General features: G+C 58.9%; 14 protein-coding genes. 3 read left to right on the forward strand and 11 right to left on the reverse strand.

Features of this window, described 5'->3' with window-relative positions:
• Nucleotides 1-2: 2 nt before the first annotated feature.
• The 11 genes from lpxD to rpsB form a co-directional block, all read right to left on the reverse strand.
• Nucleotides 3-1,028, reverse strand: coding sequence for a UDP-3-O-(3-hydroxymyristoyl)glucosamine N-acyltransferase (gene lpxD / locus B2589_RS09235; RefSeq protein ID WP_286816369.1), 1,026 nt, complete (start codon nucleotides 1,026-1,028; stop codon nucleotides 3-5).
• Between the two features lie 39 nt (nucleotides 1,029-1,067).
• Nucleotides 1,068-1,565 carry an OmpH family outer membrane protein gene (locus tag B2589_RS09240; protein WP_273131890.1) on the reverse strand — a complete coding sequence of 166 codons (498 nt, stop codon included), beginning with the start codon at nucleotides 1,563-1,565 and terminating at the stop codon, nucleotides 1,068-1,070.
• A gap of 42 nt (nucleotides 1,566-1,607) precedes the next feature.
• Nucleotides 1,608-3,926 carry an outer membrane protein assembly factor BamA gene (bamA, locus tag B2589_RS09245; protein ID WP_286816370.1) on the reverse strand — a complete coding sequence of 773 codons (2,319 nt, stop codon included), beginning with the start codon at nucleotides 3,924-3,926 and terminating at the stop codon, nucleotides 1,608-1,610.
• Between the two features lie 45 nt (nucleotides 3,927-3,971).
• Nucleotides 3,972-5,321: an RIP metalloprotease RseP gene (rseP, locus tag B2589_RS09250; RefSeq protein ID WP_286816371.1), complete on the reverse strand. Its 1,350-nt coding sequence runs from the start codon at nucleotides 5,319-5,321 to the stop codon at nucleotides 3,972-3,974.
• A 49-nt stretch (nucleotides 5,322-5,370) separates the two neighbouring features.
• Nucleotides 5,371-6,555, reverse strand: coding sequence for a 1-deoxy-D-xylulose-5-phosphate reductoisomerase (gene ispC, locus B2589_RS09255; RefSeq protein WP_286816372.1), 1,185 nt, complete (start codon nucleotides 6,553-6,555; stop codon nucleotides 5,371-5,373).
• Entirely contained in the window at nucleotides 6,552-7,403 is an 852-nt protein-coding gene (locus B2589_RS09260; protein ID WP_286816379.1) for a phosphatidate cytidylyltransferase, read from the reverse strand. The genes ispC and B2589_RS09260 overlap by 4 nt, the downstream gene beginning before the upstream one ends.
• Nucleotides 7,404-7,422: 19 nt before the next feature.
• The gene (gene uppS, locus B2589_RS09265) at nucleotides 7,423-8,193 is read right to left on the reverse strand and encodes a polyprenyl diphosphate synthase (protein WP_022989867.1); all 771 of its coding nucleotides are present in this window, start codon (nucleotides 8,191-8,193) and stop codon (nucleotides 7,423-7,425) included.
• A 62-nt stretch (nucleotides 8,194-8,255) separates the two neighbouring features.
• Complete coding sequence (gene frr, locus B2589_RS09270) at nucleotides 8,256-8,813, reverse strand: ribosome recycling factor (protein ID WP_022989866.1); 558 nt, start codon at nucleotides 8,811-8,813, stop codon at nucleotides 8,256-8,258.
• A gap of 18 nt (nucleotides 8,814-8,831) precedes the next feature.
• Nucleotides 8,832-9,560: a UMP kinase gene (pyrH, locus tag B2589_RS09275; protein WP_022989865.1), complete on the reverse strand. Its 729-nt coding sequence runs from the start codon at nucleotides 9,558-9,560 to the stop codon at nucleotides 8,832-8,834.
• 180 nt (nucleotides 9,561-9,740) lie between these two features.
• Nucleotides 9,741-10,610: a translation elongation factor Ts gene (gene tsf, locus B2589_RS09280; RefSeq protein ID WP_022989864.1), complete on the reverse strand. Its 870-nt coding sequence runs from the start codon at nucleotides 10,608-10,610 to the stop codon at nucleotides 9,741-9,743.
• Nucleotides 10,611-10,705: 95 nt separating this feature from the next.
• Complete coding sequence (rpsB, locus tag B2589_RS09285; RefSeq protein ID WP_022989863.1) at nucleotides 10,706-11,455, reverse strand: 30S ribosomal protein S2; 750 nt, start codon at nucleotides 11,453-11,455, stop codon at nucleotides 10,706-10,708.
• A gap of 303 nt (nucleotides 11,456-11,758) precedes the next feature.
• On the opposite strand from rpsB, the gene map reads away from it, so the two are divergent.
• From map to dapC, 3 genes are read left to right on the forward strand one after another with little or no spacing between them, the layout of a single operon-like run.
• Nucleotides 11,759-12,529: a type I methionyl aminopeptidase gene (map, locus tag B2589_RS09290; RefSeq protein ID WP_286816373.1), complete on the forward strand. Its 771-nt coding sequence runs from the start codon at nucleotides 11,759-11,761 to the stop codon at nucleotides 12,527-12,529.
• Entirely contained in the window at nucleotides 12,530-15,175 is a 2,646-nt protein-coding gene (locus tag B2589_RS09295; protein ID WP_286816374.1) for a [protein-PII] uridylyltransferase, read from the forward strand.
• On the forward strand, nucleotides 15,172-16,368 hold the full coding sequence (dapC, locus tag B2589_RS09300; RefSeq protein ID WP_286816375.1) for a succinyldiaminopimelate transaminase: 1,197 nt from the start codon (nucleotides 15,172-15,174) through the stop codon (nucleotides 16,366-16,368). Before B2589_RS09295 ends, dapC begins: the two co-directional genes overlap by 4 nt.
• The last annotated feature ends 37 nt before the right edge of the window (nucleotides 16,369-16,405 follow it).

Genomic DNA, 16,405 nt, shown 5'->3' on the forward strand with positions numbered 1-16,405 from the left:
CCTCAGCCCTCTGATTTCTTTTCCAGTTCTTTTATGCGCCGGGCCAGGCTGTCCAGTTGCCTGAAACGCACGGCGTTCTTGCGCCAGTTCCGGTTGGTGTCGGCGCTGGTGCCGGAAGAATACACGCCCGGCTCGCGGATATCACCCGTTACCAGCGTCATGCCGGTAAGATGTACCTGATCCCCGATCTCCAGGTGCCCTGCCACCCCGGAGGCGCCACCAAACACACAGTGTTTGCCGATGCGGGTACTGCCGGCGATACCGACCATGGCAGCCATGGCGCTGTGATCACCGATATGAACGTTATGGGCGATCTGGATCAGGTTATCCAGCTTCACGCCGTTGCCAATGACTGTGCTGTCGAGCGCGCCACGGTCGATGGTGGTGTTGGCGCCCACTTCCACATCATCACCCAGCACCACACCGCCAAGTTGGGCAATGCGGTGCCACTGGCCCCGCTCGTTGGCAAAGCCGAAACCGTCTGAACCGATCACCGCACCACTGAGGATATGGCAACGCTGCCCCACTACAATGTCGTGGGCCAGGGTAACCCGGGGGCGGATAATCGTGTGGTCTCCGATGCGGCTGCGTGCGCCGATGACGGTGCCGGCGCCTATTACAACGTGGGCTCCAAGATGCACACCGGCTTCGATGACCGCGAGGGGCCCCACGCTGGCAGTGTTGTCTATGCTGGCGCTCTCATCTACCACAGCGGTGGGATGAACACCGGCTGATGCCACCGGCGCAGGGTCAAACCAGTGACTGAGGCGAGCATAGCCCATGTACGGGTTGTCCAGTAACAGGACATTGGTAGGGCAATCATCCGCGGCTGCGGGTGAGAGGATAACCGCACCGGCCCGGGTATCTTGCAGGTATTTGCCGTAGGCCGGATTGGCCAGAAAGCTGATCTGATCCGGGCCGGCGGCCTGCAAGGTGGCCAGGCCGCTGACCATGATATCGGGGTCTCCCCGGAGACTGGCTCCCAACGCATCGGCTATTTCCTGGAGCCGATAGGACTTCTGTGACATTGCCTTCTCCAAACACCGGGGCGGGGAGCCCCTTGTTCTTTACTTGTTCAGTTTGTCCAGCAGCTGGGACGTCAGATTCATTTCCGGCTTCACGTACACCACCGCCTCGCTGGGCAGGATCAGGTCCAGGTCATGCTCTTCCAGCAGTTCTTTGACAGCCACATCCACTTCCGGGCGGGCATTTTCAAGGAACTGCTGTTTGCGCTGGTTAACCGTGGCATCGAGGCGTTGCTTGAGGAAGTTGAACTCCTGCACCTTCTCCTGGAATTCACCCGCCACCTTGTTACGCTCGCTTTCGTTCATCATCGAACCGTCTTTTTCCAGGCGGTCTTTCAGCTTGCGGGCTTCTTCCTGGGCCTGGCGAACCTTATCTTCATCTCCGGCGAAGTCCCGCTGCAGCTGCTGGCTGAAGGTCTGCGCATCATCCGAGGCAAACAGGGCCTGGCGCAGATCCACCACACCAATGCGGGTTTCGGCAGCTGCCTGGGCCGAAAAGGCCAGCAAGGCGGCACCAATCAAAGCAGTCACACGGTTCATCTTCAATCTCCTTTGTTTCATCCTTTATTTTTTATAGTGGTGTCAGAACGTCTGGCCCAGTGAGAACTGGAATACCTGGGTATCGTCACCTGCCTTGTCATTAAGCGGCTTGGCCAGGCTGAATGCAAGCGGGCCCACGGCCGTAATCCACTGGAAGCTGACACCAGCGGCGGTGCGCACTTCTGTCAGTTCCGGATCAAATCCACGCTCGGTGTCGAACACCTGCCCGGCATCCAGGAAGAACGAGGTTCTCATGGAGCGGGAATCCCCGGCGAACGGTGTCGGGAAGATCAGCTCAAGGCCCGCCTCGGTGAGCAGGTTACCGCCGAACGGATCTTCATCGGAATAGTCGTTTGTTGCATTCTCGGCCAGGTTACCCAGCGAGTTCGCGCGGTAACCGCGCACCGAGCCATAACCACCGGAGTAGAAATGCTCGAAGAACGGCATCTGGGTGCGGTCACCATAACCGTCCCCGTATCCGATTTCTGTTCGGGCCCTCACAATCCAGTCCTGTGCATCAGTCACCGGGAAGTAGAAGTCGGTACGGTGTGAAGCCTTGTAGAAGGTCAGGTCACTGCCCGGTACCGCGACATCCAGCGACAGCGAATGGCTGTAACCGTCGGTTGGCAACACGCCCCGGTTGAGGGTGCTGCGGCGCCAGTTACCAAACAGGAAGTAGTTGGTAAAGGAGTCACCTTCCTCCGCCACGAAGTCACGGACTTCCTGGGCAGAGAACACCCCGGGCTTGATATCGGAACGAGTAATGCCGGCGCCAAAACTCAGGCGGGTGATAGAATCTGTCGGATAACCGAAGGTCAGGCGGCCGCCATATTCATCCAACAGGTAGGAGGAGATATCCTCTTCCTCGTAGTCGGTTTCCCGGGCGAACAGGCTGAAGCCGCGGCTTACGCCATCGACGGTGAAGTAAGGGTCCAGGTAGGAAACGTTGGCGCTCTTGACCGAGTCACTCACGTTTACACCGAACGACACCCGTTTGCCGCTGCCGAAGAAATTGTTTTCAGACACCGAGGCACCAAGGATCACACCGGAGTTCTGGGAGAAACCCACAGACGCCGACAGGCTGCCGGTCGGCTGTTCCTGCACGCTGTAGTTCACATCCACCAGGTCATCGGTGCCGGGTACCGGGACGGTTTCCACATCCACCGTCTGGAAGAAGCCGAGGCGCTCAAGGCGGGTCTTGGAAAACTCGATGCGGTCAGACGATGCCACGCCACCTTCCATCTGGGTCATTTCCTGGCGCAGCACTTCGTCCTTGGTGGATACATTGCCTTCGAAATTGACCCGGCGCACGTAGGCCCGCTTGCCCGGCTCGATGAAGAAGGTCACCGCGGTGGTATTGTCCTCGCCCGGTTCCGGCACGGCGTTCACGTTGGCAAAGGCATAGCCCTCACGCCCAAGGCGGAACGACAGGGCTTCGGAAATGGCGGTCATCTGGGCCCGGGAGAACACATCGCCCTCTTTAACCGGGATCAGCTTGCGCAATTCCTCTTCCTCAACAATCACGTTACCGCGCAGGCGGATGTCAGAGATGGTGTACTGGGGGCCTTCATCCAGGGCGATGGCGATAAACACCTGCTTCTTGTCCGGTGAAATGGACACCTGGCTGGATTCGACGCTGAAATCCAGGTAACCGCGGTTCAGGTAGAACGACCGCAGAGATTCCAAATCACCACTCAGGCGTTCCCGGGCGTACTTGTCTTTGTTGGTCAGTGAGTTCCACCAACTGCTGGTGCGCAGCTCGAACAGGTCGATCAGCTCTTCGTCGCTGAAATCCTTGTTGCCGATGATGTTGATGTGCTGGATGGCGGCTACCGAGCCTTCGTTGATACCCAGGCGCACGGCTACCCGGTTGCGGGGCAACTCTTCTGCGGTCGCTTTGACCCGGGCGTTGTATCGGCCCTGGGCAATGTAGGAGCGCAGGATTTCCAGCTCCAGGCGCTCCAGCGTGGCCCGGCGGAACACCTGCCCTTCTTCCAGGCCCGCCCCGGCCAGGGCATCCATCAGCATATCGGTTTCGATGTTCTTGTTGCCTTCGATCTCGATGGAGGAAATCGATGGCCGCTCCTTCACCGTCAGAATCAGCACGCCACCATCACGGCTGGCCTGGATATCGGTAAACAATCCGGTGCCGAACAGATCCTTGATGGCGCCCGCCAGGCGGGTTTCGTCAATCTGCTCACCAATATTGACCGGGAATCCGGCAAATACGGAACCGGCGGATACCCGCTGCAGGCCTTCTACCTCGATGTCCGCAACCGTAAATTCATCCGCCAGCGCTGGCTTCATACCGGTTGCGGTAATGGCGAGGCCAACGGCTACAGCTAGAAGGGAACGTCTCATTCAGTTTTATCGCCTGGTTAATGTGCGGTAAGGAGCCCGCAATTCTCACAACCGCATCAGGTCGTTGTAAAGAGCAAACACCATTAAACTCAGAATCAAAGCCATACCAATTCGTAATCCCAGCGCCTGCGCGTGCTCCGACACCGGCTTCCGGCGGATGGCTTCGATGGTGTAATACACGATGTGGCCGCCGTCCAAAACCGGAACCGGCAGCAAGTTCAAAACCCCGAGGCTGACACTCAGATACGCCAGGAACCGGACAAAATCCTCGAATCCGGAACTGACGCTGGCTTCCGCCACCCGGGCGATGGTGATCGGCCCGCTCAGGTTAGTGGGCGACAGCAGGCCGGTGACCATCTTCTTGATGGCCACCAGTGTCAGCCGGGTGTCGGCCCAGGTTTCTTCAAGCGCATTGGGAATCGCCGCCAGCGGGCCGTAGCTAATCTCCCGAAGCACGCTGTCCGGCCAGCTTATGGCCTGCACCCCGGCGCCCACAAAACCGATGTCCTGGCCGTTTTCCAGCGTTCTGGTGGCCGGCGTTACCGGAACATCCAGAGTCTGCCCGTTCCGCTCCACGGTTAACTGCAGCTGCTGCTCCGGGGACTCGCGAATGATATCTACCAGCGCGAACCAGTCCGCCACCGGCTCACCGTCTACAGCGGTAACCCGGTCATCGGGCTGCAACCCCGCCATGGAGGCGCGGCCGTCTTCACTGATCTGACCCAGCACCGCCGGTACGTCCGGGCGCCAGGGGGTGATGCCGAATTCCGCCAGCGGATTGGGTTCGTCGTTGGTGAGGTTCCAGCCGTTCAGCGGGGCTGAAAAGGTACCACGGGCACCATCACGGGAAACCTCCAGCGAAATGGGGCCCTGCTCCCCTGCCCGCTCCAGCAGGCGCATATTCACGTCGCGCCAGGATGTTACCTGGCGGCCATCCACCCCCAGAATTTCCATACCTTCCTGCAGGCCCGCGCGCTCGGCCACGCTGTCTGGCGCCACTTCGCCAACAATGGGTGCTACCGTGGTCACTCCCACCACGCTGATCAGCCAATAGGCAAAGATAGCGAAAATAAAGTTGGCGACGGGCCCTGCTGCCGCAATGGCAATGCGCTGGGACGGCGGCTTGGAGGTGAAAGCCTGGTCTTCCAGTTCGGCCGGCACAGGGCCTTCCCGGGCGTCCAGCATTTTCACGTAGCCGCCAAGAGGGATGGCGGCTACGGCAAATTCGGTGCCGTGGCGGTCGTACCAGGAAAACAGCGGCTTACCGAAACCCACAGAGAAACGCAGCACTTTGACTCCGCAGCGGCGAGCAACCCAGAAATGGCCGAACTCGTGCAGCGTCACCAGAATGCCGAGGGTTAGTGCAAGTGCCAGTACGCTTTGAATAATCTGCATAGACTGTCCGGTTGATAACTGAAAGCCGGCGCAACACGCCCCGCCGGAATCAGACCGATAAAAGGCGAATCTGTTCCATTGCCCGTTCGCGGGCTTCGGCGTCTTTCTGGAAGATGGTATCGAAACTGTCCGCCGATACCACTTCGGTGGCCGCCAGTGTTCGCTCTATGATAACGGGGATGTCCGCAAAGCACAGCCCGCCTTCCAGGAATGCCGCCACGGCCACTTCGTTGGCGGCGTTGAGGACGGCTGGCGCGGTGCCACCGGTGGCGAAGGCTTCAGCAGCCAGCCTCAGGCACGGAAAACGCTGCAAATTCGGGCGCTCGAAGTGAAAGCGGCCGATGGCGAACAGGTCCAGGGGAGCGACCCCGGCTTCAATGCGCTCCGGCCAGGCCAGGCCATTGGCGATCGGAGTTCGCATATCCGGACTGCCCAACTGTGCCAGCACCGAGCCGTCTGCATACTCCACCATGGAATGGATGATGCTTTCGGGGTGAACATGTACCTCCACCTTGTCCGGCGAGGTATTGAACAGCCAGCAGGCCTCGATAAGCTCCAGGCCCTTGTTCATCAGGGTGGCGGAATCAACGGAAATCTTCTGGCCCATGGACCAGTTGGGGTGGGCACAGGCCTGGGCAGGCGTTACCGAGCGCAACTGTTCGGCCGGCAAAGTTCGAAACGGCCCGCCAGAGGCAGTGAGCAGAATGCGGGTTATGCCAGCCGCTTGCGGATCACGCACCTTGTCTGCCGGCATGCACTGGAAGATGGCATTGTGTTCCGAATCGATAGGCAGCAGTTCAGCACCGGATTCAGCCACGGCATCCATAAAGAGCTGGCCGGACATGACCAGGGCTTCTTTATTGGCCAGCAGTACTCGTTTGCCAGCGCACACCGCCGCCAGTGTCGGCGCCAGCCCGGCAGCCCCGACAATCGAAGCCATTACGGTGTCGGCCTGTTCGGCTGCTGCCACGTCAATCAGCCCTTGCTCGCCACTGAGTACGTCAATGTCGGGGCAATCGGCGAGCAGGCCAGCCAGTTCCTCTGCCGCCCCGGCATCCGCCATCACCGCTACCCGGGGGCGGAATTCCCGGCAAAGCGCGGCTAATTCCGGTGCCCGTGTTCCCGCCGTGAGGGCGTGAACCGAAAAACGCTCCGGGTGCCGCCGAATAACATCCAGGGTACTCAGGCCTATTGAGCCGGTTGCCCCCAGTACCGTAATGCTGCGTGTGATCATAAATTCCAGACACCCGTAGACAACCAGCCCAGCAGCGTGATCATCAGGGCAAAGACGGGAATCGCGGCAGTAAGGCTGTCAATACGGTCCATAATGCCACCGTGGCCGGGCAGCAACTGGCTGCTGTCTTTGATACCACGGAATCGCTTGAGCATGCTTTCCAGCAAATCCCCCAGCACCGATACCAGGCCGGTAACGAGGCTTGCCAGCACCAGCAGAACGGTTTGCACGGCACCGGCGCCGGCAATCAGGCTTGCCGCCACTGCCAGGGCAGCAACCGCAGCCAGGCCGCCCCACACGCCAGCCCAGGATTTACCGGGGCTCACTTTCGGTGCCAGCTTCGCCTTGCCGAAGGCCCGGCCGGCAAAATAGGCGCCGATATCCGCTACCCAGACCACCAGGAAGATATAGAGAATGGCCAGCAGGTTATTGGTCAGCTCACCGAACTGGAAGCTGCCGGTACGCAGATGGTTCAGCCCTACCCAGGCGGGAACCAGCACAAACAGCCCCATCAGGGCCCGCAGCGGCATGGCACCCCAGCGATCGGAGCCCGCCGGATAACGACTTACCAGCCCGAAGCACACCAGCCACCAGAGCAGGGCAAGCCAGAGCACTGTTATGGCCGGCACCTGCAACTGCCAGATCACGGCCAGAAGCCCTGCCATGATCAGGGCATAAATCACGCGCCCCGGCTGGCCTTCGATACCGGACATATTGGCCCACTCCCAGGCGCCAAGGGAGATAATGGCACCGGTAAACAGGGCGAAGCCCGCCGGAGGCAGGAAGAAAATCCCGCCGATCGCGATAGGAGCCAGGATAAGCGCGGTAATAATTCGGGTTTTTAACACGGTGTTGGTCGCTATATCGTTATTGTTTTGTGGCGCGGGCGGCGATCTGGTCATCGGTTTGCCCGAACCGGCGCTTGCGCCCGGCGTAGGCTTCCAGCGCCTTCTGCATTTGATCGGCCTTGAAGTCCGGCCAGAACACCTCAGAGAAATAGAATTCGGTGTACGCCAGGTGCCACAACAGGAAATTGCTGATGCGCTGCTCGCCAGCTGTACGAATCAGCAAGTCAGGCATGGGCAGGTCACCGATACTCAGGTGCTGCTGGATCAGGTCATCAGTGATATCTGAAGCTTCCAGCTCGCCAGCGCGCACTTTTTGGGCCACTTGCCGGGTGGCCTCGGTAATATCCCAGTGGCCGCCGTAATTGGCGGCAATCACCAGGGTCATGGCGGTATTGTCACGGGTGAGCGTTTCGGCCCGCTCCATGTGTTCCTGGAGGGTCGAATTAAACGCGGAGCGGTCGCCGATAATGCGAAGGCGAATGTTATTCCTGTGCAGCTTGCGGACTTCCCGTTCCAGGGCAATCAGGAACAGGCGCATCAGCGCCGAAACCTCGTCTTTAGGACGACGCCAGTTCTCACTGGAAAACGCAAACAGGGTGAGCACTTCCACGCCTTGCCGGGCACAGGTTTCTACCACGGCTTTCACCGCATCCACGCCGGCCTTGTGGCCTGCCACTCCCTTGAGCCGGTGCGCCTTGGCCCAGCGGTTATTGCCATCCATGATAATGGCCACGTGCCGGGGGCGGCTGTCTGCCTCCACCGGAATTTCTGCGGTTACTTGTCCCGTCATGAAATCCTCTGCGCGGCGGACATCCAGCCGCCGCTCATTCTGCTCTGAACAGACCCGGGCGATTATACCGCCATCAGGTCCTCTTCCTTCACCTTCAGCAGCTTGTCCACTTCAGCGATGTGCTTGTCGGTCAGCTTCTGGATTTCTTCTTCGCCACGGCGCTGGTCGTCTTCGCTGATATCCTTGTCCTTCAGCAAATCCTTCAGCATGCTGTTGGCGTCACGACGGGCGTTACGGATAGAAACCCGGCCGTGCTCGGCATCGGCCCTGGCCTGCTTGACCATTTCCTTACGGGTTTCTTCGGTCAGCATGGGCATGGGTACGCGAATGGCGTCGCCATTGGTGGACGGGTTCAGGCCCAGGTCAGACATCATGATGGCTTTTTCGATGGTCGGTACCAGGTTCTTTTCCCAGGGCGCCACCAACAGCGTGCGGTTATCTTCTACGTTCACGCTTGCCACCTGCTTCAGGGGCGTTTCCTGGCCGTAGTAGTTCACCATTACGCTGTCGAGAATGGCCGGATGGGCACGGCCGGTACGGATTTTGTTAAACGCCGAACCCAGAGCCTCCAGGCTCTTTTTCATTTTCTTTTCGGCTTCTGCTTTGATGTCGTTAATCACGTAAAAATCCTCAATTCGTTATTCAATCAGTGTGCCTTCTCTCTCACCCGTCACAATGCGGGTAAGAACGCCGGGCTGGTTCATGTTGAAAACCCGCAGCGGCATACCGTGGTCCTGGGCGAGGACGATGGCTGTCAGATCCATCACACCCAATTTCTTTTCCAGAACCTCATCGTAGGTCAGGTGGTCATATTTTACTGCGGTAGGATCAAGATTGGGATCGGCAGAGTATACGCCATCCACCTTGGTGGCCTTGAGTACCGCATCTGCTTCGATCTCGATACCGCGCAGGCAGGCCGCCGAATCCGTGGTAAAGAACGGGTTACCGGTGCCGGCGCTGAAGATCACCACGTCGCCTTCTTTCAGGTCGCGCACGGCGCGGCGGCGGTCGTAATGTTCAACAATACCACTCATGGGGATGGCAGACATTACGCGGGTACGAATGTTGGAGCGTTCCAGGGCGTCACGCATGGCCAGGCCGTTCATCACCGTGGCCAGCATACCCATGTGGTCACCGGTTACGCGGTCCAGGCCGGCAGCGCTCAGTGCGGCGCCACGGAACAGGTTACCACCACCAATCACCAGCCCCACCTGAACACCAATGCCTATCAGGGCACCGATTTCCAGGGCCATGCGGTCAAGAACTTTGGGATCAATACCGAAATCGTGCTCGCCCATCAGGGCTTCACCACTGAGTTTGAGCAGAACGCGCTTGTATCTGGGCTGGGTTTTTGAAGATGTCGACATGGTGATCCCCTTCTCGTCTGTTGGCTATCCGGTATCAAACCCGCTGCAGGCTTGTATCTGACATACTCCTCAAAAAGGGGTATCTCAGATACAAGCCCGCCACGAAAGCCGGGAAAACCCGGCTGACGTGGCAGACTCAGGTAGCCCTGCCGCTTTGCGCGACCGGGCCGGGAAGAGGGATCAGGCCTTGCCTGTGCCAGCGGCAGCAGCCACTTCAGCGGCGAAATCCACTTCTTCTTTCTCGATGCCTTCACCCACTTCCAGGCGAACGAAGCCAACCAGGTCGCCACCGGCGGCCTTGATCAGATCACCCACTTTCTGGTCAGGGTTCTTGACGAACGGCTGCTCAACCAGGCTGTTCTCAGCCAGGAACTTCTTGATACGGCCACCCATCATCTTTTCAATGATCTCTGCAGGCTTGCCTTCCATGTCCGGCTGGGCCTTGATGATTTCCTTCTCTTTTTCCAGCTCTTCGGCAGGCATTTCGTCCGGCTTACCCACGCGCGGGTTAACAGCGGCAACGTGCATGGCGATGTCGCGGGCCAGCTCTTCGTTACCGGCGCTCAGAGCTACAACAGAAGCAATCTTGTTGTTGCTGTGAACGTAGCCACCTACAACCGGGCCTTCAACCTTGATGATACGACGAACAGTGATGTTCTCGCCGATCTTCTGAACCAGCGCTTCACGCTTGGCTTCCAGATCGCCAGCCATCAGGGCTGCAACGTCGGTTTCGCCTTTTTCGAAAGCAACGTTCAGAACGTCGTTAGCGAAGCCCATGAAGTTGTCGTCACGAGCAACGAAGTCAGTCTCGGAGTTCACTTCCAGAATGTAGGCAACGGTGTTGTCGTCAGACACTTTTACCAGAGACACGCCTTCAGCAGCGGTACGGCCAGCCTTCTTGGCGGCTTTCAGGCCGGAAGACTTGCGCAGCTCTTCGATTGCAGCGTCAACGTCGCCACCCGCTTCAACCAGTGCCTTTTTGCATTCCATCATGCCAAGGCCGGTACGCTCACGCAGCTCTTTGACCATTGCAGCGGTAATTGCAGCCATGTTCAATCCTCTTAAATCGTTTCCGAATTCGGTGGGGAGGTATGCCCGGATAAACAGGCGGGCATACCTTACAACTCAAACGTGAAGTTTAAGTGTTACTCGGCAGCCGGAGCAGCGCCTTCGGCGTTCTCGCTGACTTCAACAAACTCGTCAGCACCGCCTGCAGACTGGGAAGCTTCCAGGCAGGTATCAGCAACAGCCTTCACGTAGATCTGGATGGCGCGGATGGCGTCATCGTTACCCGGGATCACGTAGTCAACGCCGTCCGGATCGCTGTTGGTATCAACAACGCCGATGACAGGAATGCCCAGCTTGTTGGCTTCCTTGATGGCGATACGCTCGTGGTCTACGTCGATAACGAACAGCGCGTCAGGCAGGCCGCCCATATCCTTGATACCACCAATGGAACGCTCGAGCTTGTCCATTTCACGGGTACGCTCAAGAGCTTCTTTCTTGGTCAGCTTGTCGAAAGTACCGTCTTTGCTCTGGGCTTCCAGGTCACGGTAGCGACGGATAGACTGACGGATGGTCTTGTAGTTGGTCAGCATGCCACCCAACCAGCGGTGGTTAACGAACGGCTGGCCGGAACGCTCGGCTTCTTCCTTGATGATCTTGGCGGCAGCACGCTTGGTGCCAACGAACAGGATCTTATTCTTGTTCTCAGCCAGGGACTGAATGAAGTTCAGGGCTTCATTCATGGCCGGAACAGTCTGCTCCAGGTTGATGATGTGAATCTTGTTGCGGGCACCGAAAATGAACTTGCCCATTTTCGGGTTCCAGTAACGAGTCTGGTGACCAAAGTGAGCACCTGCTTTCAGCAGGTCACGCATATTTACCTGAGCCATGATATTTACCTTTTAGCTTCGGGTTAGACCTCCACGCGTCCGATTGCCCCAACCAGTCTCTGCAAGCGCATTATGTGAGCTGCTAGCAGGTACCGGCACCCTGGGACAACGTGCTGACACGTGTGTGAATTTGCCGGATTCGTTTCCAGCGGGCGCGTTTATACCACAAAGCACCTGCCGCACGCCATTATTTTTGCCCCGCAACTTAACCGGGAGCTATGGCATCCATAGCACCACCCCGCCTTGTACCTTACCCCCATGCCCCTTAAAATGGCTGTTTGACGCAAATCAACAGGAAGTCCGATGCAGGTATCTATCAAGACCCCCGAAGAAATCGAAAAGATGCGCGTAGCCGGCCGCCTGGCTGCTGAAGTTCTGGAGATGATCGGCGAGCACGTAAAGCCCGGCGCAACCACCGAGGAACTCGACCGCATCTGCCACGACTACATTGTGAACGAGCAGAAAGCCATTCCGGCCCCGCTCAATTACAAGGGATTTCCGAAGTCCATCTGCACCTCGGTCAACCACGTTGTCTGCCACGGCATCCCTTCAGACAAGAAAGTACTGAAAGACGGCGACATCATTAATATCGATGTGACGGTTATTAAAGACGGCTACCACGGCGATACCAGCAAGATGTGGGTTGTCGGGAAGCCCAAGCCCGGCACCGAGCGACTGATCCAGATTACCCAGGAGTGCCTCTATAAAGGTATCGAACTGGTCAAGCCGGGCGCACGCCTGGGCGACATCGGCCATGTGATCCAGCAGCACGCCGAGAAACACCGTTACTCGATCGTTCGGGATTACTGCGGCCATGGCATTGGCGCGGTATTCCACGAAGAGCCACAGGTGATGCATTACGGTAAGCCCGGAACCGGCCTGGAACTGAAAGAAGGCATGACCTTCACCATCGAACCCATGCTGAACCAGGGCAAGTACCACACCAAGATGCTGGCCGACGGCTGGACCGCCGTGACCAAGGACCACAAACTGTCTGCCCAGTGGGAACACACCATCCTGGTAACTGCCGATGGCCACGAAGTACTGACCAAGCGATCGGAAGAGTCCTTCTAAGTGGACCGGAGTGAGCTGGAGTCCCGCATCAGTAACGACCGCTCACCGGTCTCCGCGGCCCGGCAATTACTGCGGGAGAGTTACGACGCCGATGCCGATGCATTCCGCGAGGGCGCAGACGTCCGGGCCCTGGTTCGCTCAAGGGCCGACACCGTAGACACCGTGCTCCGGCTGATCTGGAATCGATATCCGTTCGCCCGCTCCGGAGACATCGCCCTGATTGCCGTAGGTGGCTACGGCCGGGGCGAATTGCACCCCCACTCCGATATTGACCTGCTGATCCTCACCCGCGAGGGCATGGCGCCCGAGTGGCAGGACGATCTGGGCGCCTTCATTACCCTGCTGTGGGACCTGAAACTCGATATCGGCCACAGCGTGCGCAGCATGGACGAATCCATCTCCGCCGCACGGGAAGATATCTCGATACTTACCAACCTGCTGGAAACCCGTACCATTGCCGGGCCAGACAGCCTGCGGCAAGCCTTGAGCGAACAGGCCTACTCCGACGAGGTGAGTTCCGACAAGGCCTACTTTGTGGCCAAGCGGGAAGAGCAGCAGCAACGCCACAAGAAATACGGCGACACCGAGTACAACCTGGAGCCCAACGTAAAAGGCTCCCCGGGCGCCCTGCGGGACATCCAGACCATCGGCTGGATTACCAAACGCCACTTCGGCCTGCAAAGCATCGCGGACCTGACCCGCTTCAGCATCCTCACCGAGGAAGAGCACCAGATTCTGCACGAAGGCGAAACCTTCCTGTGGTGCCTGCGCTATGGCTTGCAGCTGATTGCCGACCGCAACGAGAACCGCCTGCTGTTCGACCACCAGCGGGCACTGGCCCAGATGCTGGGCTACCAGGACCAGGGCAAGCGGCTGGGCGTCGAACTGATGATGCAACAGTACTACCGTACGGTGCTGGCCCTGGCCGAAATCACCGACGTGCTTTTGCAGTATTACGACGAAGCGATTATCGGCAGCGGCACGGAAGACGAAATCCGTCCGCTCAACAAGCGCTTCCAGATGCGCAACCTGTATATAGAAGCCATCAACAACCAGGTGTTCGCCTACGCCCCCTACGCCATCATGGAAATCTTTGTGCTGATGGCGCAGCATCCGGAGATCAAGGGCATTCGCGCCACCACCATCCGTTCACTGCGGGCGCACCGGCACTTGATTGACGATGCCTTCCGTAACGACCTGGCTGTCACTACCCTGTTCATGGAACTGATGCGCACGCCCCATGCACTGGACCAGACCCTGTCCGCCATGAAGAAGTACAACGTGCTGGGCCGCTACCTGCCGGAGTTTGGCCAGATCATCGGCCAGATGCAGCACGACCTGTTCCATATTTATACCGTGGATGCCCACACCATGCGGGTAATCCGCAACATGGTGCGACTGACCGGCACCGAGGCCCAGAGCGAATACCCCCTGGCCTCGCGCCTGATTCATCGGCTGCCCAAGCTGGATACCCTTTACATTGCCGGCCTGTACCACGATGTGGCCAAGGGCCGGGGCGGTGACCATTCCGAACTGGGCGCTATTGATGCCGAGGCCTTCTGCCAGCGTCATCACCTGAGCGAACGGGATACCCAGCTGATTTCCTGGCTGGTGGAGAACCACCTGTTCATGTCCATGACCGCCCAGCGCAAGGACATTTCCGATCCGGATATCATCCAGGCCTTCGCCCGGGCCATGCCCAGCCAGGCGCACCTGGATTACCTGTACATCCTCACGGTGTGCGACATCAGTGCCACCAACCCGAAACTCTGGAACACCTGGCGCGCCTCGCTGTTGCGCCAACTGTATATCGAAGCCAAGCGAGCCCTGCGCCGGGGTATCGATACCCCGGTAGACCGCCAGGCCTGGATAGACGCCACCCGCGAAGAGGCCCGGGAAATCCTGCGCGCCCAGAACATGACTAACGAACAGATCGACAAAATCTGGGACACGGTCGATGAGGAATATTTCCTGCAGGATTCCACCGTGGATATCGCCTGGCAAACCGCCGCGATTATCCGCCACGGCGACAACCCGGACCCGCTGGTACTGATCCGCGACACCCGGGGTGGCCCCACCGACGGCTACTCGCAAATCATCATCTATATGAAAGACCGGGTCGCCCTGTTTGCCGCCACCACCGCGGTACTGGAACAGCTGAACCTGAACATTGTCGACGCCCGCATCAACTCCAGTGAAGGCCCCTACTCCATCAGCTCCTACGTGGTGCTGGACGAGCAGGGCCAACCGTTGGGTGTTGACCCGGCCCGCAAAGAGCGGGTTCGCAAGCGGCTGATCGAAGAACTGGACGATCCGGAAGACTACCCCGACATCATCCACCGGCGCACTCCGCGCCAGTTGAAGCACTTCGCATTTCCTACCGAAGTGACTTTCTCCAACGACACCATTAATCAGCGCACGGTGATGGAAGTCATCACCCCCGACCGTCCGGGCCTGCTGGCACGGATTGGCCAGGTATTACTGGAACACCGGGTGCGCCTGACCAACGCCAAGATTGCCACCCTGGGCGAACGGGTAGAGGACGTTTTCTTTATTACCGACGAACACGGTAAACCCCTGAGCGACCCGAACGTATGCCAGGCCCTACAACAGCACATGAGTAAAATGCTGGACGATATTCAATGAATCCAAACCTGGAAAGACTGCACCCCTACCCCTTTGAAAAGCTGGCCAAACTGAAAGCCGGCATCAGCGTGCCGGAGCACCTGGCACCGATTTCACTGGGCATCGGCGAACCCAAACACCCGTCACCCGCCTTTGTTAAACAGGTGATTGCCGACAACCTGGACAAACTCGCCAACTACCCGACCACCAAAGGCCTGGACGAGCTGCGCGAAGCCATCGCCAACTGGGCCAGCCGCCGGTTCCAGCTGGCCGAGGGCACACTGGACCCGGCAAAACACGTGGTGCCGGTTAACGGTACCCGCGAGGGTATCTTTGCCCTGGTGCAGGCGGTTGTAGATTCCAGCAAGCCAGCAACCGTGGTGAGCCCAAACCCGTTTTACCAGATTTATGAAGGCGCAGCGTTCCTGGCCGGTGCCGATCCGGTCTACCTGCCCTGCGACGCAAGCAACGGCTTTATTCCGGACTTCGATGCGGTTCCGGAATCGGTCTGGAAGGACTGCCAGATCCTGTTCCTGTGCTCCCCCGGCAACCCCAGCGGCGCCGTGATTCCCCGGGAAACCCTGGTAAAAGTGATCGAACTGGCCGACCGCCACGATTTCCTGATCGCCTCCGACGAATGCTACTCCGAACTCTACCCGGACGAAGCCAACCCGCCCGAAGGCCTGCTGCAAACCTGCGCCGCCATCGGTCGGCACGATTTCAAACGCTGCGTGGTATTCCATAGTCTGTCCAAGCGCAGCAACCTGCCGGGCCTTCGCTCCGGATTTGTGGCGGGCGACGCCGAGGTACTGGCCGGCTACCTGAAATACCGCACCTACCACGGCTGCGCCATGCCCGTTCATAACCAGCTGGCCAGCATCGCTGCCTGGAACGACGAAGACCACGTACGGGAGAACCGTGCCGCCTACCGGGCCAAGTTCGAGGCCGTGGTGTCCATCCTGCGCGAAGTGATGAACGTAGACTTCCCGGATGCCGGTTTCTATCTCTGGCCGGAAACGCCCATGAGCGACGAAACCTTCGCCCGTGAACTGTCCGCCCAGCAGAACGTACACGTACTGCCTGGCCGCTACCTCTCCCGCACCGTCGACGGCCACAATCCCGGCGAAAACCGCGTACGAATGGCGCTGGTAGCACCGCTGGAGGAGTGTGTGGAGGCTGCCCGGCGGATTGTTGAGTTTGTTAAACAAAATTGATTAGCCACGGAATACATATATGGTCTCCTCCCCGCTT

Source organism: Marinobacter sp. UBA3607, from assembly GCF_002375525.1.
Lineage (GTDB): Bacteria > Pseudomonadota > Gammaproteobacteria > Pseudomonadales > Oleiphilaceae > Marinobacter > Marinobacter vinifirmus.

Bases quoted from the DNA above. Each gene is read 5' to 3' on its own strand.
- pyrH (WP_022989865.1), bottom strand. From the start codon at position 9,560: ATGTCGACATCTTCAAAAACCCAGCCCAGATACAAGCGCGTTCTGCTC.
- B2589_RS09240 (WP_273131890.1), bottom strand. From the start codon at position 1,565: ATGAACCGTGTGACTGCTTTGATTGGTGCCGCCTTGCTGGCCTTTTCG.
- tsf (WP_022989864.1), bottom strand. From the start codon at position 10,610: ATGGCTGCAATTACCGCTGCAATGGTCAAAGAGCTGCGTGAGCGTACC.
- rseP (WP_286816371.1), bottom strand. From the start codon at position 5,321: ATGCAGATTATTCAAAGCGTACTGGCACTTGCACTAACCCTCGGCATT.
- dapC (WP_286816375.1), top strand. From the start codon at position 15,172: ATGAATCCAAACCTGGAAAGACTGCACCCCTACCCCTTTGAAAAGCTG.
- map (WP_286816373.1), top strand. From the start codon at position 11,759: ATGCAGGTATCTATCAAGACCCCCGAAGAAATCGAAAAGATGCGCGTA.
- uppS (WP_022989867.1), bottom strand. From the start codon at position 8,193: ATGACGGGACAAGTAACCGCAGAAATTCCGGTGGAGGCAGACAGCCGC.
- lpxD (WP_286816369.1), bottom strand. From the start codon at position 1,028: ATGTCACAGAAGTCCTATCGGCTCCAGGAAATAGCCGATGCGTTGGGA.
- rpsB (WP_022989863.1), bottom strand. From the start codon at position 11,455: ATGGCTCAGGTAAATATGCGTGACCTGCTGAAAGCAGGTGCTCACTTT.
- bamA (WP_286816370.1), bottom strand. From the start codon at position 3,926: ATGAGACGTTCCCTTCTAGCTGTAGCCGTTGGCCTCGCCATTACCGCA.
- ispC (WP_286816372.1), bottom strand. From the start codon at position 6,555: ATGATCACACGCAGCATTACGGTACTGGGGGCAACCGGCTCAATAGGC.